We start from the raw sequence: 24,628 nt of genomic DNA on the forward strand, positions 1-24,628 counted from the left end.
GAGCGGGGGTGACCGGTGTGAAGACGCAGTACTACTCCGCGACCACGATCGACGGCTTCATCGCCGACGAGAACAACTCGCTGGACTGGCTCTTCGAGGTCGACCAGGGCGGCGTCGACCCGTTCACCGGGTTCTTCACCGGCGTCGGCGCGATGGCCATGGGCTCCACCACGTACGAGTGGATCATCGCCCACGATGACGCGCTCGCCCACCCGGAGAAGTGGCACGAGCCCTACGGCGACACCCCCACCTGGATCTTCACGCATCGCGACCTGCCCGTGATTCCGGGTGCCAACCTGCACTTCGTGCAGGGCGACGTCGCCCCGGTGCACCGCGACATGACCGCGGCCGCCAAGGACAAGAACGTCTGGATCATCGGCGGCGGCGAGCTGGCCGGTCAGTTCGCCGACCAGGACCTGCTCGACGAGATCATCCTGGGCGTCACCCCGGTGACGCTGGGCCGGGGCTCCCCGGTCCTGCCGAGGCGGCTGACCTCGTCCCGGCTGACCCTGATCGACGCCCGCCCGGTCGGCCAGTTCGCATACCTCACCTACACCCTGGCCAAGTCGTCCTGACCCCGCCAGGTTCGCGCCCACAGTCCTGATCAAACCGCCCTTTTGGTCGGCTCTCGCGTGGCATGGTGTTGGCATGGCGAAGACGCAGTACTACACCGCCACCAGCATCGACGGCTTCACCGCCGACAAGAGCAACTCGCTGGACTGGCTCTTCGAGGTCGACGAGGGCACCGAGAACCCGTTCGGCGAGTTCTTCGAGGGTGTCGGCGCGTTCGCCATGGGCGCGAGGACCTATGAGTGGGTGCTGGAGAACGACAATCTTCTCGATGAGCCACAGAACTGGCACGACATGTACGGCGACGTACCGTGCTGGGTCTTCACCCACCGGGACCTGCCCCCGGTCGAGGACGCCAACATCTTCATGATCAGCGGTGACGTCCGGCGGGTGCACGAGGCGATGCTGGTCGCCGCCCAGGGCAGGAACGTCTGGCTGGCCGGCGGCGGCGACCTGGTCAGCCAGTTCGTCGCTCACGACCTGCTCGACGAGATCATCCTGGGGATCGCGCCGGCCATCCTCGGTGACGGCATCCCCCTGCTGCGCCGCCGCGTGCCGGTCGACGACCTGATCCTCACCGGCGTGCGGGAGGTGGGGCAGTTCGCCTACCTCACCTACGCGGTCGGCGACGTCGCACGCATCGGCCGCCACCTGGCCGCCGAAGCCGTGACCCGGATCCCGTCGCTGCGCTGACCCTCACAGCCACTCCCGCGGTCCGGCCATGTCAAGGTCGGCCGCCAGCTGTGGCGGCGCCGTCAGGACGGCCAACCGGCCACGCCGTGCCAGCAGCACCTGGCGCATCGCGTCGACGATGTCGTTCACCCGCGCGGCGGTGAGGCCGCGCGGCAGCACCGCATGCACTGTCCCGATCCCGGCCGACCCGCGCAGCGGCACCAGCGAACCGGTGCTGTCCCGCAACGAGTACGCCACCGCCTGCAGATCCCTCGGCCGAGCCGTGATGCGCAGGACCACGTCGCCGTTTCCGAACGGGTACCGACCCCACCAGGGCGGCGCGACCGGTGCGACCACCGTGTCCCCGCCCCAGCCCTGGACGATCTCGTCGGCCACCTGGTTCACCGAGTCGGCCGAACCCTCCAGGAGCAGCGCGAGCATCCCGCCGTCCCGCCCCGGCAGGTCCACCTCGATCGCGCTCGCCTCCAACTCGCGGGCCACCACGTAGGCGACCAGCTCGCTGACCTCGGCCGGGGTGGTGACCGTCCGCCCGACCCAGCGACGGGCCGCGGGCAGCGGCTCCAGCCGCAGCCTCGCTGACGTGATGACCCCGTCGATCTCCGCGATGCCGGGCCGGCCGTCCTCACCGTCGGACTCCGCCGTCTCGCCGGCGACGTTCACATACTCAACGCTCATAGTCTGCGCCGCAGGGCTGCCGAAGCGATGGCGCAGCGGACCGGACTCGTTGACCGCGAGCATGCCCCCGATCGTCGCGGTGGGCGAGGGCGGGTCGACGGCGAGGCGCTGGCCGCGCAGCGCCAGGGCGGCCTGGACCGCGGAGACCGGTGTGCCGGCCGCGACGACCGCGGTCGCCCCATCGTGGTCCCACATGCCGTTGAGGCGTCCGGTGTCCAGGATCAGCTCGATGCCAGCGGGCGGCGAACCCCAATCGAGTTTGCTGCCGGAACCGCGCGGCAGAAAGGTCAGGTCGCGGTCGGCCGCGAGGCGCAGTGTCTCGGCGACGGACCTCGCGGTCGCCGGCACCGCGACAAAGCCGGCACGCCGGCCACCCACCTGATCGGTGGAGCGCCCCGCACGCGCGAATCCCGGACCGCAGATGTCCTCGAGCGCGTCGAGTAGGGAATCGCCCACGTCCGAAGCCTCCCCAAGCTGGACACCCGTAAGAAAAGATCATTGAAGATCGTCCACTCTGGCACATCGTACACATGTTCGAATGGCTGAGGTCGACGTGTGTAAGAAACTCATGGCGGACCAATCGGCCGGTAACGTGTTCCCGGTGACGATTGAAGGCCCACCCACTGCTCGTCAGGTCCCCACCGAGCGCACCTTCCACGGCGACCGGGTCACCGACGAGTTCGCCTGGCTGATGGACAAAGAGGACCCGGCGACCATCGCCCACCTGAAGGCGGAGAACGCCTGGACAGAGCAGGCGACAGCGCATCTCGAGGAGCTGCGCCGGACGGCCTTCCAGGAGATCAAGGACCGGACGCAGGAGACCGACCTCTCGGTGCCCAGCCGCAAGGGTGGGTTCTGGTATTACACGCGCACGGTCGAGGGCAAGCAGTACTCGATTCACTGCCGGGTCCCGGTGCGCCCGGGTGAGACCGCCCCGCCGATGGACGCCGAGAAGCCGGGCGAGGAGGTCCTGCTCGACGGCAACGAGCTGGCCGAGGGCAAGGAGTTCTTCGCGCTCGGCACGTTCGACGTGAGCCCGGACGGTCACTGGCTGGCGTTCTCGACCGACTTCGCCGGCGACGAGCGCTTCACGCTGCGGGTGAAGAACCTGCGCACCGGCGAGGTGCTCGCCGACGAGGTGCCGGACACGTTCTACGGCTCCGCCTGGTCGGCCGACGCCGGCACGCTCTTCTACATCACGGTCGACGAGGCCTGGCGCCCGCACCGGGTGTGGCGGCACACGATCGGTTCGACCGACGACACGGTCGTCTACGAGGAGCCGGACGAGCGGTTCTGGGTCGGTGTCGACCTGAGCCGCAGCGAGAAGTTCATCCTGATCGACGCACACAGCAAGATCACTTCAGAGGTACGGGTGATCCCCGCCGACCACCCCACCGCCGAGCCGGCCCTGATCGCCGAGCGCCGCCAGGGCGTGGAGTACTCGGTGGAGCACCACGGCCACCGCTTCCTGATCCTGCACAACCTGGAGGCCGAGGACTTCGCGCTCTCCTGCACCTCGGTGGACAACCCGGGCGAGTGGGTGGAGCTGATCCCGCACCGGCCCGGCACCCGGCTGGAGTCGGTCGACGCGTTCGCCCGGCACATCGTGGTCTCGCTGCGCCGCGACGGCCTGACCGGTCTGCGGGTGATCACCGACGGCAGCACGGACGCGTACGACATGACCTTCCCGGAGCCGCTCTACAGCGTCCACCTGGCCGGTAACCCGGAGTACGAGACCAGCTCCGTCCGGATCAGCTACACCTCGCTCGTCACTCCCGAGTCGGTGTACGACGTCGACCTGAGCACCCGGGCCATGACGCTGCGCAAGCAGAAGCCGGTCCTGGGCGGCTACGACCCGGCCGACTACGACCAGTTCCGCGAGTGGGCGACCGCTCCCGACGGCACCCGGGTGCCGATCTCGATCGTGGCGCGCAAGGGCACTCCGCGGGACGGTTCGGCGCCCGCGGTGCTGTACGGCTACGGCTCGTACGAACACTCCATCGACCCGTACTTCTCGATCGCCCGGCTCAGCCTGCTCGACCGCGGTGTCGTCTTCGCGATCGCGCACGTGCGCGGCGGCGGCGAGCTCGGCCGCGGCTGGTACGAGAACGGCAAGATGCTGGCGAAGAAGAACACGTTCACCGACTTCATCGCGTGCGCGCAGGCGCTGGTCCGTAGCCGGTGGACGTCGGCGTCGCGGCTGGTGGCGCGGGGTGGGTCGGCCGGTGGCCTGCTGATGGGCGCGATCGCCAACCTGGCGCCGGAGGCGTTCGCCGGGATCGTGGCCGAGGTCCCGTTCGTGGACCCGCTGACCTCGATCCTCGACCCGAGCCTGCCGCTGACGGTCACCGAGTGGGAGGAGTGGGGCAATCCGCTCGATTCCGCCGAGGTGTACTCCTACATGAAGTCGTACAGTCCGTATGAGAATGTGACGAAGCAGGCGTACCCCAAGATTCTCGCCGTGACCAGCCTGAACGACACCCGCGTGCTGTACCACGAGCCGACCAAGTGGATCGCGCGCCTGCGCGCGATCGCGCCCGAGGGCGACTACCTACTCAAGATCGAGATGGGCGCCGGCCACGGCGGCCCGAGCGGCCGCTACGACTCCTGGCGGGAAGAGGCCTTCAACATCGCCTGGATCTTGGACACCCTCAAAACCGCTTAGGGGTACGAGCCGGCGAAAAGTCCCCGCTCTCCCTGAGCGACCAGGCACGACACCGGGCCGAAGCGCCCGCATCCGGCGCGATGCGGGCGCTGAGCTTTCACCCGATCCGTAGTTCCTCGAGATCGGTGCTGGACCGCAGCACCATCACACCGACGCCGACCACGAGCAGCATCGCCACCAGCGCCCCCGCGCCGAGCAACACCAACTGTTGCAGCGGGATCGGGATCGGTACCACCAGCAGAGGTTCGACGAACGTCTCCTTGGCGCAGGTGGGGAAGGTCGCGTTCGGGTCGATGCACTGCTCGTACTCCCCGCCGTGGCGTACCTCGCTCCCCATCATCCGGACCAGCGCGGCACCCGAGGCGAGTGCCAGCAGCAGCGCCGGCACCAACGGCACGAACGTGTGCCAGAGCAGCACGTTTCCGAGCGTCCGGCGGGGCACCCCGGTGGCGGTCAAGGCCGCGTACGCCCGCCGCCGGGCCACGATCCCCTCGACGAACGCGACCAGCACACCCGCCGCGGCGACCGCGATCGACACCGTCACCGCGATCATGATCAGTCGGAGCGCGCCGAAGTAGAACTCCGAACCACTCCCGAAGCCGACCTCACCCGTCGCATACGGGTCGATCATGGCGTTGTACTGCTCCGACGCCCGGAACTCGGTCCGCAACATCGCCTCGTAACCGATGATCCCGGCACCGACGACAACCGCCCCGAGCAGCGCTGCGAGCGTCCGGCTCCCGTTCCACGGGTCGGCCATCAACCGGCCACCCGCCAGCAGGGTCGCCGCGCCCCGGCCGTACCGGCGCAACAGCCGCCCCGACGTGTACGAGATCCAGCCGGTGCCGAGCACCACGCCCGCCATCACGCACAGCGTCCCGGCGCCGATGAACGCGAGCGGCGCCCAGCTCGGCAGCTGGGTGTCGGACGGAAGGAACTTCGGCGCGATGGACAGCGGAAGTCCGATTCCGATTAGCACGCCCGGCCACGGCCCGGGCCCGTCCTCCCGGACCCGCCGCACCACGCCGAGCGGTGTGATCACCACGCGGCGCATCAACAGGACACCGATCCCGCCGGCGAGCACCGGCACGAGCACGAGCGCGCCGGCGATCAGGAGCGGATGCGGCAGAACGTCGACCGGCAGCACCAGCTTGCCCTCGCCGTTGCGGAAGTCAAGCAGTTCCCGGAGCCCGAAGAAGAGTCCGAGGCCGAGGACCGAGCCGAGTGCGGCGGCCGCCGCGGTCTCCGCCCCGGCGATCAGCACCGCCTGCCCCGGCGTGGCACCGCCCAGCCGCAGCGCGGCGAGCCGCCGGTCGCGGGCCGGTGCGCCGAGCCGGATGCACTGCCCGGCCAGCGCCAGCACCGGCAGGGCGAGCATGGCCAGCGTGAAGACCACCCCGGGACGAAGACCGGCCTCGGCCAGCAGGGCGTTCGAGTAGTCGGCGCCCGGTCCCATGACCCGCACGCCGCCCGGCTGGTCGACCCAGTCGCCGCCCTGGATCGACGCCACGGTCACGGCGGCGAGCAGGGCCAGCGCGGCGAGCGCCGCGCTACCGGCGGTCAGCACGGTCCGCAACCGATCGGTACGGTTCCCGGCCAGACTCAGCCGGACCAGCGTGGACAACCTCACGGCGCCACCCCGAGACCGGTCGGATCGACGGCACCGTCGCGGAGCACGATCTCCCGGTCCGCGTACGCCGCGATCGGCGCCTCATGAGTGACCAGCACGACCGACGTGCCCTGCTCCCGCACCGCCTGGACCATGGCGCCCAGAACCTGTTCCCCGTTGAGCTGGTCCAGCGCGCCGGTCGGCTCGTCGGCGAACACCACCCGCGGCTCGGTGACCAGCGCACGAGCGACCGCGCACCGCTGCTGCTCCCCGCCGGACATGGCACCGGGCCGCTTGTCCGCCAGGTCCGCCACCCCGAACCTATCCAGCCAGACGAGCGCCGCCGCCCGTGCCTCTCGCCGCCCCGAACCGGCGAGAAGCAACGGGAGCGCGACGTTCTCCGCCGCGGTCAGCTCGGGCACGAGCTGACCGAATTGGAACAGCACCCCGAACTCGGTACGCCGCAGCCGGGACCGTGCCGCCTCGGACCACAGCCCGATGTCCTGGTCGCGGTAGCGGATCTCGCCGGCGTCGGCGCGGAGGATGCCGGCCAGACAGTGCAGCAGCGTGGACTTCCCGCAGCCGCTCGGCCCGGTGACCGCAACGATTTCGCCCTCGCCGACCGTGAGGTCGATGCCGCGCAGCGCCGGTGTGGTGCCGTAACTCTTGGTGATCGCCGTTCCGGTCAGCAACGTCATCGCCGTGCCTCCTGTCGCATGCTCTCCCGGCCCTCACCCGCAAGGCCGCCGGCCGGGTGCCGCTCGGTGCAGTCGCTCATGCCGCCACTTCCTTCTGTAGGTCGGCCACCCGGGCCAGCGTGGTGTGCAGCCAGCGCAGGTCGGCGTCGAGGTGCCCGATGGCGTAGTCGGCGGCGATGACGTCGCCGACGGTGGCACCGGACGCGGTCTTGATCGAGGTCAGTTCACGCAGCCGGGTCATGTGCGCGGCCCGCTGCGCGGTGAGGTACGCCCGCGCACGGTCCGCGTCCGCGGCCAGCAGAGCGACCACCACCCGGCTGAACAGAGCACTTGTCACGTGCGGTGCCGGCGGCTCGACCTCGGTCAGCCACTCGTCGAGCCGCGTCCGGCCCGCCTCGGTCAGCACGTACGACGTGCGCTCCGGGCCGCTCTCCTGGTCCTGGCCGGACTGCTCGACGAAGCCGTCCCGCTCCAACCGGCCGAGGGTGGCGTACACCTGCCCGAACGCCAGCGGTTTGGCCTGCGGCAGGCGCTCGTCGTGTGCCCGCTTCAGGTCATAGCCATGGCGTGGGCCGCCGGCGAGCAGGCCGAGTAGTACGTGAGCGGTGGACATGGCGGTTACTATTCACTCAGTGAATAGCCGCCGTCAAGGAGGTCCTCGATGGGCGCGAAACTAGCTAGTGCGGCCCAACGTGGGTGCTGCCTGGCGGCCGTTGAGACAGCATTGAGCGTGGGCTAAGCAAGATCACCCTGACTGCGGAAGTCCGCTAGACGCTTCGCCGCAGTGCGACGACCGCGATGTCGTCCGCCTGCTCACCGGGGCCGGCGAGCTGGGTGAGCAGCCGGCGGCAGAACACGTCGAGGTCCTGCTCGACCTCGGCGGCGCAGGCGGCGAGCGCGGCCATACCGACGTCGATGTCGACGTCCCGGCGCTCGATCAGCCCGTCGGTGTAGAGCACCAGCGTGCCGCCCGGCGGAAGGATCAGCTCCAGCTCGTCCCGGCGGGGCGCTTCGAGCCCGAGCAGCGGGCCGCGCGGTTTCAGGAACCGGACCTCGCCGTCGACGTGCAACAGCGGCGGCAGATGTCCCGCGCCGGCCATCCGGATCCGGCCGGTGGCCGGATCGAGAGTGAGCAGGCAGAGCGTGGCGGAGTCGGTGGGCAGCACGGTACGCATGAAGCGGTTGACCAGCTCCAGGACCGCGCCCGGCGGGTGGCCCTCGACGGCGTACGCCCGGACGGCGTGCCGCAGCTCGGCCATCACGGTCGCCGCGTGCAGCGAGTGGCCGGCCACGTCCCCGATCGCCACCAGCAGCTGATCGTTCAGCACGGTCAGCTCGTAGAAGTCGCCGCCCACCTCGGTCTGCGCGCCCGCCGGCTCGTACAGCACGGCACGCTCGACGCCGGGGACGTCGGGTAGCCGGGACTGGAGAAGACTGCGTTGCAGCGTCACCGCGATCCGGTGCTCCTCGTCGAACGACCGCTGCGCCTCCACCGCCGCAGCGACGGCCTGGGACAGCTGCCGCAACACCGGGAAACCGGGCGTCTGCGAACTGCCCGGCGCGACGACGTAGACCGGCGGCCGGTCCGCCCGCAACCGCGCCGCCGCCACGGCGACCGACTCACCCGCCGGCCAGTTGGCCACATCCCAGTCCGCCGCGTCGTCGGTACGCACCAGCGAACCGACCGCCACCTGATGGACCGGAACTCCCCAGGGGCGTACCGCGGCGGGTTTTCCGACCGCCGCCAGGCTCTCCCCCTCGGAGGTCTCCGCGACCACCACGACCTGCCCGCCGAAGATGTCGCTGGCGCCCTCGGCAGCCGCCGAGAGCAGGGCCGTCAGGGTGGACGCCGAGTTGATCGCCAGGGTGGTCTCGGCCAGCCGGACCATCCGCTCGGCGAGCAGCTCGGCCCGCTGCCGGGCCCGGTAGTAACGCAGGACCGCCTGCACGGTCGCGATCAGCTCGTCCGGCTCGATCGGCTCCACCAGGTACGCGTCCGCGCCACGGTTCAGTCCCTGGGCACGGTCGGCCACGTCCACGGCGTGCGCGGAGACGTGGACGACCGGCAGTACCCCGTACCGTTGATCGGTTTTGATCCGCTCGCAGACCTCGAAGCCGCTCATGTCCGGCAACTTCACGTCCAGCACGACCAGGTCCGTCTCGGAGTCGAGCAGCTTGCTCAGCGCCTCCCCGCCGGTCTCCGCCTCCAGCACCGTGAAACCGGCCCGGGTGAGCCAGCTGACCAGCAGATATCGCTTGGTGGCGCTGTCGTCGACGACCAGGACGGTGGCTCGTCCCTGGGACTGCACCAATCGTCCAGCGCGGTACGGCTCCGCCTTCATGACGCGACCGGCAACCGCAGCGTGAAGGTGCTGCCCTCACCCGGCACGGAGTCGACCCACAGCCCGCCGCCGAGGATGCCGGCCAGCCGCCGGGCGTAAGGCAGGCCGAGGCCGGTGCCCCTACCGCTCACCGGCATGCTCCCGGGAACCTGGTAGAACTCCTCGAAAATCCGCTCGTGCAGTTCCGGTGGAATGCCCGTACCGGTGTCCGCGACCACGAACTCGGCGTCGTCACCGGCGGCATGCACGCTCAGCCGCACCGAACCGGACGCGGTGAACTTCAGTGCGTTGGTCAGCAGATTGCGCAGCACCTGGGCGAGCAGCACCTCGTCGCTGCGCAGAACCGGCACACCCGGTTCGTCGACCACGAAGTCCACCTCGGGCCGGGTCGCCAGCGGGCGCAGCGTCCCGCGCAGCTGCCCGAACATCGCCTTCAGGTCCACCTCGGACCAGTTCGGCTCGATCCGGCCGGCCTCCGCCTTGGCCAGGTCCAGCAGCCCGTTCACCAGGGTCAGCAGGTCACTGGCCGACGTGCGGATCAGCTCGACCTGGCGGCGCTGCTCGTCGGTGAGCTCGTCCGAAGCGGAGTCGGTGAGCAACCGACCCAACCCGATGATCGCGGTGACCGGCGCACGCAGTTCGTGGCTGACGTTGGCCAGGAACCGGCTCTTCGCCTCGCTCGCCGCCCGCAACTGCACCGACTTCTCGTCCAGCTCCGCGTAGAGCGCGACCACACCACGGTTCGTCTCCTCCAGCTCCTCGGAGAGCTGGTGATAGAGCGCCATCACGCCTCGGTTGGTCTCCTCCAGCTCGGCGTTGAGCCGGGCCAGGTCGTCACGCTGCGCGCGTACCTCGTCCAGCGCGGCGATGAGCTGCTGGTTCTGCACAGCGAGCTCGTCCAGAGGGCTGCCGGGCACGTGCTGAGCCAATCCGGCACGGATCTCCTCCATGCGACCGGGGGTCAGCCGAGGTGCACCCGGCGGCAGCCGCCGAGCCATCCGGACAACCGTTCCGGTACCACCATCGTCGACCTCCATCGTGTCGACCAGGCGGCCGACCTGCTGCAGTTGCTCGGTGAGCCGACCGGCCTCGCCGGGCGCCGGGTGCGCCAGAACCACCTTCAGGGCTGGTACCCCGTACGGCTCGACCGTGAACGCCACGACGGTGTCCGACCCGGCGGCAAGCAGCACCCGGCCCACCTCGCTGAGCGCCGTGGCCATCCGGGTCTGATCCTGTGTCTCCAGTCCTACCGCGCGAGCGACCTCCCGGCCCAGCTGCCGTACCAGAAAGATGTCCTGCGCCACCCGTAAGCGCATGCTCGTCAGCAGCTCGGCGGTCACGGCTGAGCCCGGCCCTCGCCTGCGAGGCCGCAGGCCGGTGCGGCCGGGTGCCGCTCGGTGCAGTCGGTCATGACCGGGCCACCAGCACACCCGCGTCGTCCCGACGGGTGCCGGCGTCCCGGAGCACAGTGGCCGCGATCACTTCGGGCGAGCGGGCGAACAGGCCCGGATACTCCGCCGCGTTCCAGCGGTCCACCACACCGTCGGTGTGCATCAGCACGACCGCGCCGGGTGCGAGCGGGTAGTCGTACTCCCGGATCTGCCGCCGCTGGTGCCCGGCGATGCCGGGCATCGAGACCATGCCGCGCCGGCCGCCGTCCGGGCCGAACACGGTGCCGGCGATGTTGCCCAGCCCGGCGTAACGGACCAGGCCGGCGGCCAGGTCCAGCTCGGCGACCGCGAGCGCGGCGCCGCGCGTGTGCCCGAGGGCCCGGTGCAACACCTCCACCAGCATGGCCGGCGGTACGGCCGAGGCCTTGTGGAACGCGCGAACCGCCTCGTGTGACGCGGCCGCAGCCAGCCCGCCGTGCCCCAGGCCGTCACAGACCAGGACTTGCCGGCGACCCTCGATCTCCCGGACCGCGTACGCGTCACCGCTCACCGTCTCGCCGGTCAGCGGCCGGGTGAGTCCCGACGCCCACGACCGCTCCGGTGCACCGGACGGCCACACCTGCATGGCCAGGACCGTCCCCTTGCCGGGCATCGAGTACAGGTCCCACCGGCTGGCCTGGCGCAGGATCGCGCCGAGCCCGATCCCGAGGGTTCCGGCGGTGGAGTGGCCGTCTCCGAGAGCCCGCTCGACGTCGGCCATCCCGGGCCCGCTGTCGACCGCGATCAGCTCGACGCCGGCCTGCTCGACCGTACGCACCACGCGGACCAGGATGGTGCCCTGCTCAGCGTGTTTGACCAGGTTCCCGGCCGCCTCAGCGGCGACGATCGACAGGTCGTTGATGCGCTTCTCCGGCATCGCCAGCTCGGTGGCGAGGCGTTCGGCCGCCCGGCGTACGGCCGACGCCGTCCCGGCCGCCTCCACCCGGAACCAGACCCCTCCGTCGAGAAGTCCTTCGGGCAGTGACGCCACCGTGCCTCCGCTCATCGGCACCACTTGACAACGGTTACGGTCGTACCCTTACCCGGTTCCGTTTCGATCTCGAACTCGTCCACCAGGCGACGTGCGCCACTCAACCCCAGACCGAGGCCGCCGCCGGTGGTGTAACCGTCGGTCAGGGCCAGGTCCAGATCGACGATGCCGGGGCCCTGGTCGGCGAAGACGATCCGGATGCCGCCCCGGCGGTCGTTGTGGACCCGGCTCACCTCGACCATGCCGCCCATGCCGTAGACCAGCGTGTTGCGAGCGAGTTCGCTCGCGGCGGTGACCAGTTTGGTCTGATCCACCAGGGACAGTTTCACGGCGACCGCCACCGTGCGCACCAGCTGCCGGACCCGGACGACGTCCTGGTCGGTCGAGACCGGAATCCGCTGGCTCTCGTCGTTCACGGTGTGGTTACCGTTGCCGGGTCGGCCTCATCCTCATCGTCGTCCGCATACTCGTCCTCGCGGCTGCGCGCGAGCATCTCGATGCCCAGCTCGACGTTGAGCGCCGTCCGGATGCCGGGCAGCGAGAGCCCCAGCTCGACCAGGGTGATCGCCACCGCCGGGCGCATGCCGACCACGACGGTCTCGGCATCCAGCACCCGGGAGACCGAGGCGATGGTGGCCAGCGTACGGCCGACGAACGAGTCGACGATGTCGAGCGCGCTGATGTCGATGATCACACCGTGGCAGCCGGTCACCACGATCCGCTCGGCCAGGTCCTCCTGAAGCTGGAGCGCGGTCTGGTCCTCCATGTCGATCTGGATGGAGACCAGCAGGATGTCACCGATCTTCAGGACCGGCACGCGCTCCACGTCAGCGCTCCGGACGCTTGGCCGCGACGACGCGGTAGCTGGTCTTGCCGAGGACGTAGCGCAGCGCGTCAGCGAGCGAGGCCTTGGTCGCGATGTCACCGAACTCGATGCCGAGCGCGACGATGGTCTGCGCGATCTGCGGCCGGATGCCGGAGATGATGCAGTCGGCACCCATCAGCCGGGCGGCCACCACGGTCTTGAGGATGTGCTGCGCCACCTGGGTGTCGACCGCGGGCACACCGGTGATGTCGATGATCGCGTACGGCGAGCCGGTGTCCACCAGCGTCTGCAGCAGCCGCTCCATCACCACCTGGGCACGGGCCGAGTCGAGCGTGCCGACCAGCGGCACGGCCACCACGCCCTCCCACAGCTTCACCACGGGGGTGGAGAGCTCGAGCAACTGTTCGGCCTGGTCGGCGATGAGTGCCTCACGGACGCGCACGTAGTTGTCGAAGGTGAAGAGAGCCGCCCGGTCCACGAAAGTGGAGAACGCTACGTAGTCACGGAGGGTCGCCACGTCGCTCTGCTCGCCGAGGATCTCGAGCATGGCGTCCTTGAGCGCGTACACGCTGACCGCTGTCTCGGTGGCGTTGAAGCCCTGCCGGGCCCGGCTGTTGGAGATCTCGGCGAGCTGGGCGCGCAACTCCGCGGCCGCATCGTCGGTCACATCCACAGCTCCGCCTGCCAAGGCCTGCTGGAAAGCCTTCTGGAGGTCGCCGGTCTGCCGCTGAAGCTCGGCACTACTCAGCCGGCCTCGCAGACTCGTGGCGACCGAGTCGGTCCAGCGGGTCGCCAATTTCTCCGCGTGACCCTTGAGCAGGTCCGCGAAGCGACTAGCCTCGTCCGGACTCAGCGGCATCGCTGCCTCCCCACCACGCGATCCGAGCGCAACGGCCGGACTTTACCATCAGGACGTCCGTTACTTGCTGTAGACCAACTAATGGACACGGTCAAGCTCCGTCCCTGTTCTGCGCATCCCCCGGTACGTGGAGTACCGTTCAGCAATAACTGGAGGTCGGCGAATGTCCCTGACGGTACAAACGGAACAGCGCGGCGACATGGTCGTCGTGTCGGTCGCTGGCGAGCTCGACATGGCCACCGCCCCCCAGCTTCAGGATCAGATCAGCGATCTGCTGGAGAAGGGGCGGACGCGGCTGGTCTTCGACCTCGCCGAGGTTTCGTTCTGCGATTCCACCGGCCTGTCTGTCTTCGTCCGTGCCAAGAACAGCACCGACGACGCCGGCGGGACCGTCCGGTTGGCCGCGCCGCAGCGCGGAGTGCTCCGGATCCTCGAGGTGAGCGGTCTGGTCGAGGTGCTGCACACCTATCCGACGGTGGACGAGGCGGTCACCGCTGAGGAGCCCGCGCTCGACTGAGCGCCCTCGCTATTTCACGAGACGACCGGTCGGCGTAGTTTGTCGCCGACCGGTGGTGGGCAACCCGTTGCCGGATGACGTTCGGCCCCAGGAGTGCCCGTGAGCAAAATGGTCCAAGGCTTCAAAGACTTCATCATGCGCGGCAACGTTGTCGACCTCGCCGTCGGCGTGGTCATCGGCGCCGCCTTCACCGGTGTGATCACCCAGTTCACCAAGTCGTTCCTCGAGCCCTTGATCCGGCTCTTCGGCCTGGCGATCACCGGCGGCCGCAGTCTTGACAAGACCGCCCCGAAGGTCTGGGGCGTCGCCTTCGACTGGGCCGCGTTCATCAACGCGCTCCTGGCCTTCTTGCTAACCGCGCTCGCGCTGTACTTCCTCGTCGTCTTCCCGCTGAACCGGCTGGCCGAGCGCCGCCGCCGCGGCGAAGAGCCGCCGCCGAAGGCGCCCAGCGAAGAGGTCAAGCTGCTCACCGAGATCCGCGACGCGCTGCTCCGCAGCCAGGGTCACCAGGTCTCCAACAGCGCCCTCGACGAAGTGCTGGGACGCCACCAGCAGCAACCCCCGCGCTGACACCCGACGAAAAGATCTGCCCCTCCCGGCACCGTTCGAACAGATGTTCGATACGCTGCCGGGATGGAGCAGCGTAAGCACTGGTGGAACGGTAAGTGGGGACGTCTCGCCCGAAAGGACGTGTACCTACGAACCAGCGGCGACCAGTGGTATGTCGAGCAGCGCGCGGGCGGCTCCGACGGCGTCTCCCACTTCTTCGAGTACGACAGTGAGGACGCTGCTCTCGACATGGTCCGCGCCCTGCTGGCCGGCCCCGACGAGTGGCGCGAGCTGTCGGTCCGACCACCCCGCTGATCAGGCCGCGCGGCGGTCGTCGTGCGCGGCGGTCAGCGGACCCGGCGGGGGTGGCAGCAACCGCAGGCCCGGGCGCGGGGCCTGGTCGCCGCCGTCGACGGCGGTGTCGAAACGTGCCCGCCAGCCGGTGCCGACCCGGGCGCCGGGCGGGCGTTCCGCTCCGCCGACTCCCCGGGACAACGCCACCACCAGCAGATATCCGATGATCACGAAGCCGTGGCCGACCAGCCGGGCGACATCCACCCGGCCGCCGGTGAGATCGGTGACCGAGAGCAGCAGCAGCATCGCGACGAAAGCGGTGAGCATCGGCACCAGGCCGGTGGGCCGGGTCCGGCGCAACGCGATGAAGAGGTACCCGGCACCGACCGCGACGTTCCAGGCGGCCGACTCGTGCCACAGGTGGCCCGGTGTCGCGTTCAGCCCGATGTGCGTGTGCCCGGCGCTCACCCCGCCGCCCACCTGGGTCAGACCGAGGATGAGCTGCACCGTTCCGACCAGCGCCAGCGCCGCGTAAAGGACCGCCGCGACCGGGATCCGCCACCGGCGTCGCGGCCCCTGGTCCGGCGAAGCGGGGAGTGCCGCCAGGATCGCGGCGCTCAGGTCCGGCACCGCCGCCACCGATCCGGTACGCGTCAGCCGGTTGACCGCCGCCGCCCGGTCCAGCCACTCCCGGCAGCCGGCACACCCGGCCAGGTGTTCGTCGACCAGCGGCCGCATGGCCGGGTCGTCCTCGCCGTCCAACTGCGCGGACAGCATCTCGCGCCACCGCTCACATGCCATGTACCCATAGTCGTTCCGGGATGCCCGGGAGTTCCCGCCGGATCAGAGCGGTTCCGGGGCCTGAACCATCCCGACCTGCTGTCCGCCGCTGTGCCCGGACAACCGCCGGCGTTCCCGGAACGCCCGCAGGTTGGCCGTGTTGCCGCAGGTGCTGACGTCGTGCCAGACCCCGCTGTTGTTCCGCGAGGTGTCGAAGAAGGCGGCCCGGCAGGCGGCGTTGTGGCAGAGCTTGAGCCGCAGCCAGAGACCGGCCTGCTGTGCCAGCAGCGCCTCGGCCCACAACGCCGAGGCCAGCCAGCGGATCCCCCGGCCGGTCGGCACCACCCGGACCCAGCCGCCCACATCCGGGACCAGGCTCACCTGGACGTCAGCGGGCGGCAGCGCACCGGCCGGTCCCGCGTTCGCCCCGGCCAGCACCACGGTTTCGAAGGCGGTCCGCAGCCGGCGCAGCGAGCGCAGGTCGCCGGCGGAGAGCAGCAGCGTCGGGGCGGGCAGCCCGGACACCCGGGACCAGGTCCCCAGCGCCTCGGTCACCCACCACTGGGCGTCATCGGTGACGGTCAGCAGATCCGAGCTGTACGACATCGCCGGGCGGGTGTTCAGCAACTCCTGGACGAGTGCGAATCCGCCGGGCGCCTCCCGTACGCCGTGCCGGGCGCTGGCCTTCCATGACATAGCCAAAGGGTACTCGCCTCTTTACCAGCCCTTTCTCGCGGTCTACCCGGCCGGGTGGTCGATCACGGTTCAACCGTGGACCGTTGTGAATGGGTCCCTACAATGACCCGACCACAGGCGAGGGAGGCTTCGTGCGGAGGATCCTGGCGATCACCATGGCCGCGGCAGCGGCGTTGACTCTCGCCACCGGCTGCGACACGGCCGATCCGGTGGCGGACGGGCCGGCTCCGACCGGAGTGTCGCCCTCGACCAGCGCGCCCAGCGCCTCGGCCGAACCCTCCGCGCCACCCAGCTCGACGCCCACCGTGACCCCTTCGGCGAAGCCGAAGAAGCTGAAGTCCGGCGCCAAGGGCGCCGACGTGCTGGCCCTGCAGAACCGGCTCACCGAGCTCGGTTACTGGAACGGCAAGGCCGACAGCAAGTTCGGCGGCACCACCCAGCAGGCGGTTTACGCGTTGCAGAAAGCCGCGGGCATCGGCCGCGACGGCACGGTCGGCCCCAAGACCTGGAAGGCATTGGAGGAAGGGGTACGCCCGAAGGCCAAGTCCACCAGCGGCCGGGTCGTCGAGATCGACCTGAAGCGCCAGTTGCTGCTCCTCGTCGACGACGGCCAGATCACCCAGATCTTCAACACCTCGACCGGCACGAACGACTACTACGAACACGAAGGCCAGACCTACCTGGCGGACACACCACGCGGCAGGTTCAAGGTGAGCCGGCAGATCGACGGCTGGCGGGACGCCCCGCTCGGTCTGCTGTGGCGGCCGAAGTACTTCAACGGCGGCATCGCCGTGCACGGCGCCCCGAGCGTTCCGCCCTACCCGGCGTCGCACGGCTGCGCTCGCGTCTCGGTCTCCGCCATGAACTGGATGTGGAAGAACGACGCGCTGCCGATCAAGACCCGTGTCTGGGTCTACTGAACGCACTCCATACGACGTACCCGCTGCCGCGGTGCCGGGATCACCAGGGCATATCCCGGCGGCCAGGCCGCACCGTGCAGCTCGGCGCAGATCACCACACTCAGCCACGGCACCCACGGCCCGCTGATCTCGACCGGCCCGCGGCCGCGTACGTCCAGCGACAGCGCCCACTCGTCCGGCCGCGGCCGCAGACGCGCCACCGACCGCAACGAGTACTCCTGAGTCCCCAGGATCAGCCGGCGACTGGTGATCACCGCAAGACGCCGACCGGCCCCGGCCACGTGCACCGGGAACCACCCGTACTGCTTCTCCCCGGCCCGAAGCGGAATCGTCGGGCTCACCGCAGCCGGCCGCCCGCCACGCTCCACCAGCCCGGCCAGCATGCTCATCGACCGGAACCCGGCCGCGAGCTGCGCAGGATCGTAACCGGACACCGCACTCTCCGATCTAGGCGGCCGCCCAGCGCGACCAACCTGACCCTGGCACGCCCGGGCCAGCCACGACCAGCGAATACACACCCCTGGCTGATGATTTACCGGTTCGCCGTCGGTACGTCACCCACCGTCCCCCAAATTCCGACGTTCCCGGCTAACCCGTCAGAGTGCTTCCGCCGGACTGCACTCTTCCGCGGCCCGAACCACCGGCCGCCCGACACGCCGGCAAGCCGGCGCCTGATCACCCGGCTCGCCGGGCCAGCCGAGCCCCGGCGATCCCGCTCACCAGCAGCCCGCTGACCCGCCCAGCCGGAATGAGCACGGCCGCGGACTGGACCGGAAAGGCAAGCGGCGAAAGCAGACCGGCAACCGCCGATCCCAGACCGGCAGCGGCCAGCGGTCGCGGCAATTCCCCGGTCCGCAGCCCCGCTACCGCCAACACGCCGACCAGGAGCCCGAAGGCCGACGTGTGCACCGGCCCACCAGCAGCGAAGACGAGCCGATGCAACGACCGCGCGGTCCCCTCCCGCTCACCCGGCCGCCCCGTCAAAGCCGCACTGCCAAGAGCCGAAACAACCAGCGAACCGACGGCCACACTCCCACCGGCGATCGCCGCGGCACGCAGCAACCGAGCCCGGGCGCCCGACCGTCCGGCCAGCCGGGCCACGGACATCGTGAATCGGCCCAGCGAAACAGCCGACACCAGCTGCCCGATCACGCTCACCCGAGCAGGACCGGAACTGCCCTGGAAGTACGCCTGCACGGCAGCGACGTCGGTGCCCGGACGCGGATACGGCGAATCGGCCAGCGCCATAGCGGACGCCACGCCGCCGACGAAGCTAACGCCGGCCAGCGCCCCACTCCAGGCGCCGGGATCGGGAGACGGGGACATCATCGGTCGGCCCTCCTCGTGGTCAGCCCTCATGCCCAGCGAGACTCCCAAGTCACGCTATTCGAGCCCGAAGACCAACAAAAGGCCAACACCAAGCCCGCGCCCCGTCGAAGCACGACCGGATGTTCCTAGGTGCTAGTTGCTGACTGCTGTACAGCAGTCAGCCGCCGCACCCTCTATATGGGGACGGGCTTCCGACCGAGATCTAGCCCGACGCAGGCAAGCCGCCCGAGGATGGATGGCAGGTTCCCGTCCGCCCGCCTGTGGAGGCGATCCGTGAGCGCCGTCGGTTCCCTTCTTACTCTCGCCGGCGTCATCGTCGGTGCCGTGCTGTCATACGTGTTCGCGCGGATGGGCGAGAGTCGGCGGGAACGGTGGGCGCTCGGCCGTGAATGGCGAGAACGCCGCCTGCAGATCTACGGCGCTTACCTCGCCGACGTGAAGCGGATAAGGATGCTGGCGCAACGCATCGCCGCCGATGTCGGCCTCGACGATCAGGCTCCTTCCCTGTCCCGCGCCGACGGCGTGGATCTGCTGGATGAGGCGGACATGGCGCGAGGCAACACGTTCGAGTTGCTCGCCCTCATAGCCAGCCAAGATCTTGTCAAAGCGGCGGGAGCGCTGAACGACGCAGTCTGGGACTTGGAGTGGTTTGCCCGGGGCCGACTCGACGACACAGATATCGAGGGATGGCACAGCAGGATGCGCAACTACTTCCAGGCGCTCAACGTCTTTCACAAACATGCGCGCCACGAGCTCGGAGTAACCGGGGAGCTCTCGCCGCGAGAAGCTCAAGGCTCGCCGCGCGTGCGTTACGAGCGAGAGCGGCAAACACGGAACCAGCAAGGGAACCCCTCTGCCATCCCAGAAGCCCCGAGCGCTCCCGCCGGAGGCCGAGTTCCGGAATGACCGATCCGAATAGGCTGGCGTGCCGGCCAATGCCGGCCGAAGGCCGCAAGCCGGCCGAGCAATGAGCGGGTCAATGCGGCCGGGACATCACCATGGCAAGTGCGGAATATCCGCTCGGAGCGCTAGCATTGCTATCAGATCTCCCTCGAAGGAGGATCCATGGCGGCTCTCAGCATCAGAGATCTTGACGATGCGGTGAAGGAGAAGCTACGTCTTCGCGCCGCCCGGAACGGCCGCTCCATGGAGGCCGAGATCCGGGCAATCCTGACGACCGCCGTCACCGATGACGCACCACGAACCGATCTGTTCAGCGCTCTCACGGAACGGTTCGCCCAGCTCGGCGGCTCCGACTTCGACCTGCCGGAACGTACCACCACGCCCAGGGCTGCGAGTCTGCCGGAGTGATGATCGTTCTGGACACCAACGTGGTCTCCGAACTCATGCGGCCCGAGCCGGCTCCGGCGGTGCTCGCCTGGATGAAGCGGAGTTCCGGTGACGGCTTGTACACGACCGCGGTCACCATCGCCGAGATCCGATACGGCATCGCGCGCCTGCCGGAGGGACACCGGCAGAAATCGCTGCGTCAGGCGGCCGACGAGATCTTCGCGGCCTTCCCTCGCCAGGTCCTGCCCTTCGACCTCGCTTCCGCCGGCGCCTACGCCGACATCGTCGCGAGCCGGGAGAAGATGGGCAATCCGATCAGCGGATTCGACGCTCAGATCGCCGCCATCTGCCGCTCACAAGCGGCGGCTCTGGCCACCCGGAACACCAAAGACTTCGTCGACACCGGCATCAGCCTTCTTGATCCATGGCAGCCGGCCAACTGATCGGTGCACAAGATGCCTGAAGGGGACCCGGCCGCCGCAGCGACATCGGCACCCGCCTTACGGCAGGTGGTCGCCTTGACCTGCCGGGTCGGCCCCGGCCGCAACTACCCAGTTGACCATGGCCGACGCCCGGCACCTAGTCGGTCTCCTTGAGACCGGCGACGAGATTGACCCCCATCGGTGCCCTGGCGCCATCGGTACGCCGGCTCGCGTCCGTGGTTCGGGTCCCCGGCCGGGATTACTCCGAGTCTGGCCGCATGCGCGGACGGTAGCGTCCACTCTTCACTCTGAAGGCATGCAGACCGATAGCCCGATCGACCCCGCCACCGAAGGCCGGCGGCAGGCGCTCCTTCAGATGTGGAAGGAAGCACGAGAGCACGCCAGGCAGCACGAGTCGCAACGCGCTACGGCAACCAACATGATCCTGCTGCTCGCCGCCGCGGATATCGGAGCCATGGCCACGCTACGCTTCGGCCCCCGAACCCTCCCCCTCGCGGCGGGACTCGTCGTGCTCGGCATGTTGGGCTACCTGCTCGCCGCGAAGCACTACGAGAGGGCGGAATGGTCGACGGCCGCCGCCGTCGAGTTCGAGGAAAGACTCGACACCATGGACCCGATGCTCGGGATACGCGCCTCCAAGTGGGCCGCCGACGCCAAGCACAACGGCAGGTACCGAAGGATGTATCGGATCCGTCTCAACAAGATCTGGTCGCTCCTGCACGTACTCCTGGCGGCCTCTGGCACGATCGCCTTCGTGGCGATTCTGGTCGCGAGTTCGTAGGTGAAGCCGCTTGCCAGTACCCATCGCTGGTACACCACGGACGGCTAAAGTCGTCGGTCGTACGCTTCCGGGTCAGATCGTCAGTTGTCGACGCGCCGCCATTGCTGGTCACGGTTGTTGTTGCACGGCCACTGGATGGCCTGGATGTTCTGCTCCTTGCTGCCCCGCGGCATGGCCAGACACGATCCGCTGTTCACGTTCGTGAACGTGAAGACGTTCAGGTTGCCCCCCACCGGGAGCATCTTCCACTGCTGGTCCTCGTTGGCGGGGTTGTACGTCCACTGGATGACCGGAGCGCCGTCGTCCCGCCGACTGCCGCTGACTCCCGCCGCCTTCCAGTCCGGAGTGCCCGCGTTGCGCAGCGTGTAGATGCTGTTGCCCCGGTGCAGCACGAACCAGTCCTGTTCCGGGCTGGCCTGACCGCTGGCCTGGTAGCGGCCCGGGTACTGGATGATCCGTCCCCCGTTGGCGTCGCCCGAGCCGGCGACCGCCAGGAAGAGCCCGGAGTTCACGTTCTGCAGCATCCACCAGCCGTCGCCGGCGACCGCCTGCGCCGGGGTCGGCACCGCGGCCACACTCAGTACTGCGGCCAGCGAGATGGCCAGACGACGAAAGCCCTTCGTCAAATGCACGTGTCCCCCTGTGAAGTGTCTAGAAGAGACTCCAGTAAAGACACCGCGACTCAGAAGATCAACACGTCTCACGCGGACAGCGCGACGATTGGTAGGCCGGCTGCGAGCCGTCGACCATATGCGCATGTCGATGCAATCCGTCCGACCGAAGCGCCGCCCCGGAGCGGCAGCAAGCCTCCAGCAAGCTGCCAGCCGCCACAACAGACACTCCCGCAGCATGAAACCGCAGGTGATCCGGTGGGCCGGATGTGGAGTCGCGGTTCAACGGTGATCGCACGGTTGCGCACGGTGCGCGGCTGCTGGAAGCCGCGCACGCCCTGATGCGGCGGCTTCCCTCCGATGAGGGTTCCACCTCCACTGCCCAAAGGCCCGTACGCGGCCGTCAGGTGTTGTTGGCCAGGGCGATCAGACGGCTACGGTCGCCGTTGAAGTAGTTGCGGTCCACAGCCCCGCTGATCCCGGCCACCGACCCGCTCGCCGTGTACTGCCAGAAGGTGTAGTACGGCGCACCCGCCGGCAGCGCACCCGGCGTGCTCGCCCACCGCGCCAGCCACAACGGATGGTTGGCCCACGGCGCATTCCAGTTGCCGGTGCAGCTTGTCCACCAGCTGGTGGTGGTGTAAATGACGGCGTACCGCCCGGTGCGGGCGCGGTAGGTGTTGAGGAAGTCCGAGAGCCACGTCCGCATCGCGGCTTGGCTCTTGCCGTAACACGTCGCGCCGTACGGGTTCGCTTCGATGTCCAGCGCGGCCGGCAAGGTGCGGCTGTCCGCCGCCCAGGCGCCGCCGTTGCTCGCCAGGTAGTTGGCCTGGACGGCACCGCTTGACCGGTCCGGCAGAGCGAAATGGTAGGCGCCGCGGATCACGCCGGCGTTGTACGACCCGACGTAGTTCGTACCGAAGTTGGGGTCGCGATAGCTGACCCCCTCGGTCGCCTTGATGTAGGCGAACTGGATGCCGGCGTTGCGCACGCTGGTCCAGTTGATCGATCCCTGGTAGCGGGACACGTCGATGCCGGGTGTGGTGGCGGCCGCGGCGGGTGACGCGGTGGCCGCGAGCGTAGAGGTGACCGCTGCGAGCAGCGTGATCGACGCTGCCGCGAGTCGGCGGAGAGTGCTCATTGTTCCCCTCACGGGTCGGAGCGGATCTAGAGAGCATTTATATCCATAGATGGAGCAGGGTGCAATGTGGCCGTAGCTTCAAGAGCGACGCTGAATAGCGAGGGCCGATCACGTGGGCACCCAGATGACGGAGATGCTGAAGGGCACGCTCGAGGGCATCGTCCTGGCGATCCTGGCCCGCAGGTCCGCATACGGCTACGAGATCACCGCGTGGCTGCGCGACCAGGGCTTCTCGGACATCGCGGAAGGCACCATCTACGCGCTGCGCTAACGATGTCAGCTGCAGCGGACCCGCACCTGGAAGGAGTCCTCGTCACCGAACGCTCGGCGCGAAGATCGACTGCCAGTCCACGCGCCGATACGCGACAGCAGGCCCCTGTACTCCTTGCCGCGCGCCCACGTCCCGCTCGGTCAGGCGGCCTGGGAACTGTGCTTGTTGCGGTACATCGCGGCGTCCGCCTCGGCCAGCAGGTCGTCCAGGCTGACCGGCTCACCGGCGGCACGCCCGGCCATGCCGATGCTCGCCCCGACGGTCACGACGGACCCGTCGAGATCGATCGGTGCGGCCACGGCGGCCCGGATCCGATGCGCCAGATCGGTGACCTCGTCAAGCCCGGCATCGAGTGACAGCACCACGAACTCGTCGCCGCCGAGGCGGTACGCCACATCGGTTTCCGGCAGGACGGCGGTCAGCCGCTGTGCCACCTCGCGCAGCAGACGATCGCCGGCGGCATGCCCGTACGAGTCGTTGACCTGCTTGAAGCCGTTGAGATCGAGCAGCAGGACGGCCAGGGACGCGTCCGCCGTCGGCCTGGCGTGCTCCGCGAGGCTGGCCCGGTTGGGCAGACCGGTCAGGAGGTCGTGTGTCGCCTGGTGATGCAGTGCCTCCCGAGCCGCATCGAGCTGCTGAACCTGGCGAGCGAAGGCGGAGGACTGCGTCCCGGCATGCAATGCGACGACCAGATGTACGACGATCGCGTAGGGCAGGTCCTCCGGCCGAACCGCACGGTCGCCGAGCGCCGTCAGGATCACGGCGAACGCGAGGGAAGAGACTGCCCAGGAGATCAGCGCTCCCCGGAGCCGGAGACGGACGGCGGCGGACACGATCGCGATTGCGAGACCCGGCCACGTGGTGATGTCACTGCTGATCTGAAAGACGGCGACGGTCCCGATCATGACAAGCATGTCGCAGCCGACCTGGACGGCACTGAATCGGTCGTAATGCGGACCGTCGGGACGACGGTAGTTGAGCACCGCCATGACGTTGGCCAGTGCCATGATCGCGACACCGATGAGGCATACGACCGTGAGATCGGCCGCCATCCCCTCCGGCAGCGGCAGCCACCCCACGACCAGCAGAGCAGTCGAGACCAGGCCGCTGAGGCGCGCGGCGAACGTGCCTGCCTCGACGGCGCGGCGACGGCGCAGCAGGTGATTTTCTCCGTCCATCACGGCCATCCATCGGCGTGGTAGGCGGGCACATGAGAATTCGTGAGTCGTGCGCGCCGCGCCCGTTTCCCTCCGCCACGTCGCGGTTCGCGCAGCGCGACCGTACCCCGAGTGGGATCGGCGCCCGGAACGCGACCACCCGCGCGGCCCTCAAGAAGCTGGGCGAGTCCCTTGATCACTGAGCTACTGCTGTACAGGCCCAGATGCAGAACTGGCCAACGCCGGCAAACCAGCGCTGACCAGGCATCGAAGTGGGCCGCCAGGGACTCGAACCCTGAACCTATGGATTAAAAGTCCGCAGATCAGTCCTTATCCGTCTACAGCATCGTAATCCGGCCTCATACTCGCACCGTGCGGCACCGTCCGGCCACGTTCGGTCCCGTCCGGATATCGAAGACCGAACAAGACCCGCCCGACACGGGCGAAATCCGGTTCCATCCAAGTACGTCCGGCAGAGGTGCGGAACATCC

General features: G+C 69.1%; 29 protein-coding genes. 12 read left to right on the top strand and 17 right to left on the bottom strand.

The window, feature by feature from the left end; genetic code table 11:
* Positions 1–17: 17 nt before the first annotated feature.
* Together I4J89_RS28150 and I4J89_RS28155 are read left to right on the top strand one after the other, a co-directional pair.
* Entirely contained in the window at positions 18–575 is a 558-nt protein-coding gene (locus tag I4J89_RS28150; protein ID WP_196417167.1) for a dihydrofolate reductase family protein, read from the top strand.
* A 73-nt stretch (positions 576–648) separates the two neighbouring features.
* A complete protein-coding gene (locus I4J89_RS28155; RefSeq protein WP_196417097.1) occupies positions 649–1,263 on the top strand; it encodes a dihydrofolate reductase family protein in 615 nt (204 codons plus the stop codon).
* A 3-nt stretch (positions 1,264–1,266) separates the two neighbouring features.
* Here I4J89_RS28155 and I4J89_RS28160 read toward each other — a convergent pair whose 3' ends face one another.
* On the bottom strand, positions 1,267–2,394 hold the full coding sequence (locus I4J89_RS28160; protein WP_196417098.1) for an FAD-binding oxidoreductase: 1,128 nt from the start codon (positions 2,392–2,394) through the stop codon (positions 1,267–1,269).
* 145 nt (positions 2,395–2,539) lie between these two features.
* Between I4J89_RS28160 and I4J89_RS28165 the strand changes: the two genes are divergently transcribed.
* Positions 2,540–4,603: a S9 family peptidase gene (locus I4J89_RS28165; protein ID WP_196417099.1), complete on the top strand. Its 2,064-nt coding sequence runs from the start codon at positions 2,540–2,542 to the stop codon at positions 4,601–4,603.
* A gap of 97 nt (positions 4,604–4,700) precedes the next feature.
* On the opposite strand, the gene I4J89_RS28170 is transcribed toward I4J89_RS28165, so the two are convergent.
* The 9 genes from I4J89_RS28170 to I4J89_RS28210 all read right to left on the bottom strand — a co-directional run bounded on the left by I4J89_RS28170 (position 4,701) and on the right by I4J89_RS28210 (position 13,358).
* Positions 4,701–6,233 carry an FtsX-like permease family protein gene (locus tag I4J89_RS28170; protein ID WP_196417100.1) on the bottom strand — a complete coding sequence of 511 codons (1,533 nt, stop codon included), beginning with the start codon at positions 6,231–6,233 and terminating at the stop codon, positions 4,701–4,703.
* On the bottom strand, positions 6,230–6,910 hold the full coding sequence (locus I4J89_RS28175) for an ABC transporter ATP-binding protein (RefSeq protein WP_196417101.1): 681 nt from the start codon (positions 6,908–6,910) through the stop codon (positions 6,230–6,232). Before I4J89_RS28175 ends, I4J89_RS28170 begins: the two co-directional genes overlap by 4 nt.
* Before the next feature lie 76 nt (positions 6,911–6,986).
* Positions 6,987–7,523 carry a PadR family transcriptional regulator gene (locus tag I4J89_RS28180; RefSeq protein WP_196417102.1) on the bottom strand — a complete coding sequence of 179 codons (537 nt, stop codon included), beginning with the start codon at positions 7,521–7,523 and terminating at the stop codon, positions 6,987–6,989.
* 154 nt (positions 7,524–7,677) lie between these two features.
* A complete protein-coding gene (locus I4J89_RS28185; RefSeq protein WP_196417103.1) occupies positions 7,678–9,252 on the bottom strand; it encodes a fused response regulator/phosphatase in 1,575 nt (524 codons plus the stop codon).
* Positions 9,249–10,568 carry a sensor histidine kinase gene (locus I4J89_RS28190; protein ID WP_196417168.1) on the bottom strand — a complete coding sequence of 440 codons (1,320 nt, stop codon included), beginning with the start codon at positions 10,566–10,568 and terminating at the stop codon, positions 9,249–9,251. Before I4J89_RS28190 ends, I4J89_RS28185 begins: the two co-directional genes overlap by 4 nt.
* Positions 10,569–10,659: 91 nt before the next feature.
* Positions 10,660–11,688 carry a SpoIIE family protein phosphatase gene (locus tag I4J89_RS28195; protein WP_196417104.1) on the bottom strand — a complete coding sequence of 343 codons (1,029 nt, stop codon included), beginning with the start codon at positions 11,686–11,688 and terminating at the stop codon, positions 10,660–10,662.
* Positions 11,685–12,089 (bottom strand): ATP-binding protein, encoded by a 405-nt coding sequence (locus tag I4J89_RS28200; protein ID WP_196417105.1) that lies wholly within the window; start codon positions 12,087–12,089, stop codon positions 11,685–11,687. Before I4J89_RS28200 ends, I4J89_RS28195 begins: the two co-directional genes overlap by 4 nt.
* Positions 12,086–12,499, bottom strand: coding sequence for an STAS domain-containing protein (locus I4J89_RS28205; protein ID WP_196417106.1), 414 nt, complete (start codon positions 12,497–12,499; stop codon positions 12,086–12,088). Before I4J89_RS28205 ends, I4J89_RS28200 begins: the two co-directional genes overlap by 4 nt.
* A gap of 1 nt (position 12,500) precedes the next feature.
* On the bottom strand, positions 12,501–13,358 hold the full coding sequence (locus I4J89_RS28210; RefSeq protein WP_196417107.1) for an STAS domain-containing protein: 858 nt from the start codon (positions 13,356–13,358) through the stop codon (positions 12,501–12,503).
* Positions 13,359–13,521: 163 nt separating this feature from the next.
* Between I4J89_RS28210 and I4J89_RS28215 the strand changes: the two genes are divergently transcribed.
* The 3 genes from I4J89_RS28215 to I4J89_RS28225 all read left to right on the top strand — a co-directional run bounded on the left by I4J89_RS28215 (position 13,522) and on the right by I4J89_RS28225 (position 14,739).
* A complete protein-coding gene (locus tag I4J89_RS28215) occupies positions 13,522–13,875 on the top strand; it encodes an STAS domain-containing protein (protein WP_014687361.1) in 354 nt (117 codons plus the stop codon).
* Between the two features lie 108 nt (positions 13,876–13,983).
* Positions 13,984–14,445 carry a large conductance mechanosensitive channel protein MscL gene (gene mscL / locus I4J89_RS28220; RefSeq protein ID WP_196417169.1) on the top strand — a complete coding sequence of 154 codons (462 nt, stop codon included), beginning with the start codon at positions 13,984–13,986 and terminating at the stop codon, positions 14,443–14,445.
* 63 nt (positions 14,446–14,508) lie between these two features.
* Positions 14,509–14,739, top strand: coding sequence for a hypothetical protein (locus tag I4J89_RS28225; RefSeq protein ID WP_196417108.1), 231 nt, complete (start codon positions 14,509–14,511; stop codon positions 14,737–14,739).
* Here the strand turns inward: I4J89_RS28225 and I4J89_RS28230 are convergent, their stop codons facing one another.
* Both I4J89_RS28230 and I4J89_RS28235 read right to left on the bottom strand, forming a co-directional pair.
* Positions 14,740–15,519: a zf-HC2 domain-containing protein gene (locus tag I4J89_RS28230; RefSeq protein ID WP_196417109.1), complete on the bottom strand. Its 780-nt coding sequence runs from the start codon at positions 15,517–15,519 to the stop codon at positions 14,740–14,742.
* Between the two features lie 42 nt (positions 15,520–15,561).
* The gene (locus I4J89_RS28235; RefSeq protein ID WP_196417110.1) at positions 15,562–16,194 is read right to left on the bottom strand and encodes a CGNR zinc finger domain-containing protein; all 633 of its coding nucleotides are present in this window, start codon (positions 16,192–16,194) and stop codon (positions 15,562–15,564) included.
* Between the two features lie 131 nt (positions 16,195–16,325).
* Here I4J89_RS28235 and I4J89_RS28240 point away from each other — a divergent pair, with 131 nt between their 5' ends.
* Positions 16,326–17,114 carry a L,D-transpeptidase family protein gene (locus tag I4J89_RS28240; RefSeq protein WP_309238510.1) on the top strand — a complete coding sequence of 263 codons (789 nt, stop codon included), beginning with the start codon at positions 16,326–16,328 and terminating at the stop codon, positions 17,112–17,114.
* Here I4J89_RS28240 and I4J89_RS28245 read toward each other — a convergent pair.
* Both I4J89_RS28245 and I4J89_RS28250 read right to left on the bottom strand, forming a co-directional pair.
* On the bottom strand, positions 17,108–17,548 hold the full coding sequence (locus I4J89_RS28245; RefSeq protein ID WP_196417111.1) for a hypothetical protein: 441 nt from the start codon (positions 17,546–17,548) through the stop codon (positions 17,108–17,110). The two genes, I4J89_RS28240 and I4J89_RS28245, sit on opposite strands and share 7 nt — an antisense overlap.
* 241 nt (positions 17,549–17,789) lie before the next feature.
* On the bottom strand, positions 17,790–18,443 hold the full coding sequence (locus I4J89_RS28250; RefSeq protein ID WP_196417112.1) for a hypothetical protein: 654 nt from the start codon (positions 18,441–18,443) through the stop codon (positions 17,790–17,792).
* Between the two features lie 273 nt (positions 18,444–18,716).
* On the opposite strand from I4J89_RS28250, the gene I4J89_RS28255 reads away from it, so the two are divergent.
* The 4 genes from I4J89_RS28255 to I4J89_RS28270 all read left to right on the top strand — a co-directional run bounded on the left by I4J89_RS28255 (position 18,717) and on the right by I4J89_RS28270 (position 20,957).
* Complete coding sequence (locus tag I4J89_RS28255; protein WP_196417113.1) at positions 18,717–19,349, top strand: hypothetical protein; 633 nt, start codon at positions 18,717–18,719, stop codon at positions 19,347–19,349.
* 159 nt (positions 19,350–19,508) lie between these two features.
* Entirely contained in the window at positions 19,509–19,754 is a 246-nt protein-coding gene (locus tag I4J89_RS28260; protein WP_196417114.1) for a FitA-like ribbon-helix-helix domain-containing protein, read from the top strand.
* Positions 19,754–20,176 (top strand): type II toxin-antitoxin system VapC family toxin, encoded by a 423-nt coding sequence (locus I4J89_RS28265; RefSeq protein ID WP_196417171.1) that lies wholly within the window; start codon positions 19,754–19,756, stop codon positions 20,174–20,176. The genes I4J89_RS28260 and I4J89_RS28265 overlap by 1 nt, the downstream gene beginning before the upstream one ends.
* 418 nt (positions 20,177–20,594) lie before the next feature.
* Positions 20,595–20,957, top strand: a complete 363-nt coding sequence (locus tag I4J89_RS28270; RefSeq protein ID WP_196417115.1) for a hypothetical protein — start codon at positions 20,595–20,597, stop codon at positions 20,955–20,957.
* Positions 20,958–21,037: 80 nt separating this feature from the next.
* On the opposite strand, the gene I4J89_RS28275 is transcribed toward I4J89_RS28270, so the two are convergent.
* Positions 21,038–21,589: an RICIN domain-containing protein gene (locus I4J89_RS28275; RefSeq protein ID WP_196417116.1), complete on the bottom strand. Its 552-nt coding sequence runs from the start codon at positions 21,587–21,589 to the stop codon at positions 21,038–21,040.
* Positions 21,590–21,971: 382 nt separating this feature from the next.
* The gene (locus I4J89_RS28280) at positions 21,972–22,709 is read right to left on the bottom strand and encodes a GH25 family lysozyme (protein ID WP_196417117.1); all 738 of its coding nucleotides are present in this window, start codon (positions 22,707–22,709) and stop codon (positions 21,972–21,974) included.
* Positions 22,710–22,833: 124 nt separating this feature from the next.
* On the opposite strand from I4J89_RS28280, the gene I4J89_RS28285 reads away from it, so the two are divergent.
* Complete coding sequence (locus tag I4J89_RS28285) at positions 22,834–22,980, top strand: PadR family transcriptional regulator (protein WP_230859697.1); 147 nt, start codon at positions 22,834–22,836, stop codon at positions 22,978–22,980.
* 140 nt (positions 22,981–23,120) lie between these two features.
* Here I4J89_RS28285 and I4J89_RS28290 read toward each other — a convergent pair whose 3' ends face one another.
* Entirely contained in the window at positions 23,121–24,158 is a 1,038-nt protein-coding gene (locus tag I4J89_RS28290; protein ID WP_196417118.1) for a GGDEF domain-containing protein, read from the bottom strand.
* Positions 24,159–24,628 lie beyond the last annotated feature (470 nt).

Origin of the sequence: Actinoplanes aureus (genome assembly GCF_015704865.1) — a bacterium.
Classification (GTDB): domain Bacteria; phylum Actinomycetota; class Actinomycetes; order Mycobacteriales; family Micromonosporaceae; genus Actinoplanes; species Actinoplanes aureus.

Excerpts from the sequence above, each read along its gene's own strand:
- I4J89_RS28225 (WP_196417108.1), top strand. The coding sequence starts at position 14,509 with ATGGAGCAGCGTAAGCACTGGTGGAACGGTAAGTGGGGACGTCTCGCC.
- I4J89_RS28235 (WP_196417110.1), bottom strand. The coding sequence starts at position 16,194 with ATGTCATGGAAGGCCAGCGCCCGGCACGGCGTACGGGAGGCGCCCGGC.
- I4J89_RS28195 (WP_196417104.1), bottom strand. The coding sequence starts at position 11,688 with ATGAGCGGAGGCACGGTGGCGTCACTGCCCGAAGGACTTCTCGACGGA.
- I4J89_RS28230 (WP_196417109.1), bottom strand. The coding sequence starts at position 15,519 with ATGGCATGTGAGCGGTGGCGCGAGATGCTGTCCGCGCAGTTGGACGGC.
- I4J89_RS28185 (WP_196417103.1), bottom strand. The coding sequence starts at position 9,252 with ATGAAGGCGGAGCCGTACCGCGCTGGACGATTGGTGCAGTCCCAGGGA.
- I4J89_RS28265 (WP_196417171.1), top strand. The coding sequence starts at position 19,754 with ATGATCGTTCTGGACACCAACGTGGTCTCCGAACTCATGCGGCCCGAG.
- I4J89_RS28260 (WP_196417114.1), top strand. The coding sequence starts at position 19,509 with ATGGCGGCTCTCAGCATCAGAGATCTTGACGATGCGGTGAAGGAGAAG.
- I4J89_RS28190 (WP_196417168.1), bottom strand. The coding sequence starts at position 10,568 with ATGCGCTTACGGGTGGCGCAGGACATCTTTCTGGTACGGCAGCTGGGC.
- I4J89_RS28270 (WP_196417115.1), top strand. The coding sequence starts at position 20,595 with ATGATCCTGCTGCTCGCCGCCGCGGATATCGGAGCCATGGCCACGCTA.
- I4J89_RS28175 (WP_196417101.1), bottom strand. The coding sequence starts at position 6,910 with ATGACGTTGCTGACCGGAACGGCGATCACCAAGAGTTACGGCACCACA.
- I4J89_RS28250 (WP_196417112.1), bottom strand. The coding sequence starts at position 18,443 with ATGATGTCCCCGTCTCCCGATCCCGGCGCCTGGAGTGGGGCGCTGGCC.
- I4J89_RS28280 (WP_196417117.1), bottom strand. The coding sequence starts at position 22,709 with ATGAGCACTCTCCGCCGACTCGCGGCAGCGTCGATCACGCTGCTCGCA.
- I4J89_RS28290 (WP_196417118.1), bottom strand. The coding sequence starts at position 24,158 with ATGGACGGAGAAAATCACCTGCTGCGCCGTCGCCGCGCCGTCGAGGCA.
- I4J89_RS28180 (WP_196417102.1), bottom strand. The coding sequence starts at position 7,523 with ATGTCCACCGCTCACGTACTACTCGGCCTGCTCGCCGGCGGCCCACGC.
- I4J89_RS28210 (WP_196417107.1), bottom strand. The coding sequence starts at position 13,358 with ATGCCGCTGAGTCCGGACGAGGCTAGTCGCTTCGCGGACCTGCTCAAG.
- I4J89_RS28285 (WP_230859697.1), top strand. The coding sequence starts at position 22,834 with ATGACGGAGATGCTGAAGGGCACGCTCGAGGGCATCGTCCTGGCGATC.
- mscL (WP_196417169.1), top strand. The coding sequence starts at position 13,984 with ATGGTCCAAGGCTTCAAAGACTTCATCATGCGCGGCAACGTTGTCGAC.
- I4J89_RS28155 (WP_196417097.1), top strand. The coding sequence starts at position 649 with ATGGCGAAGACGCAGTACTACACCGCCACCAGCATCGACGGCTTCACC.
- I4J89_RS28215 (WP_014687361.1), top strand. The coding sequence starts at position 13,522 with ATGTCCCTGACGGTACAAACGGAACAGCGCGGCGACATGGTCGTCGTG.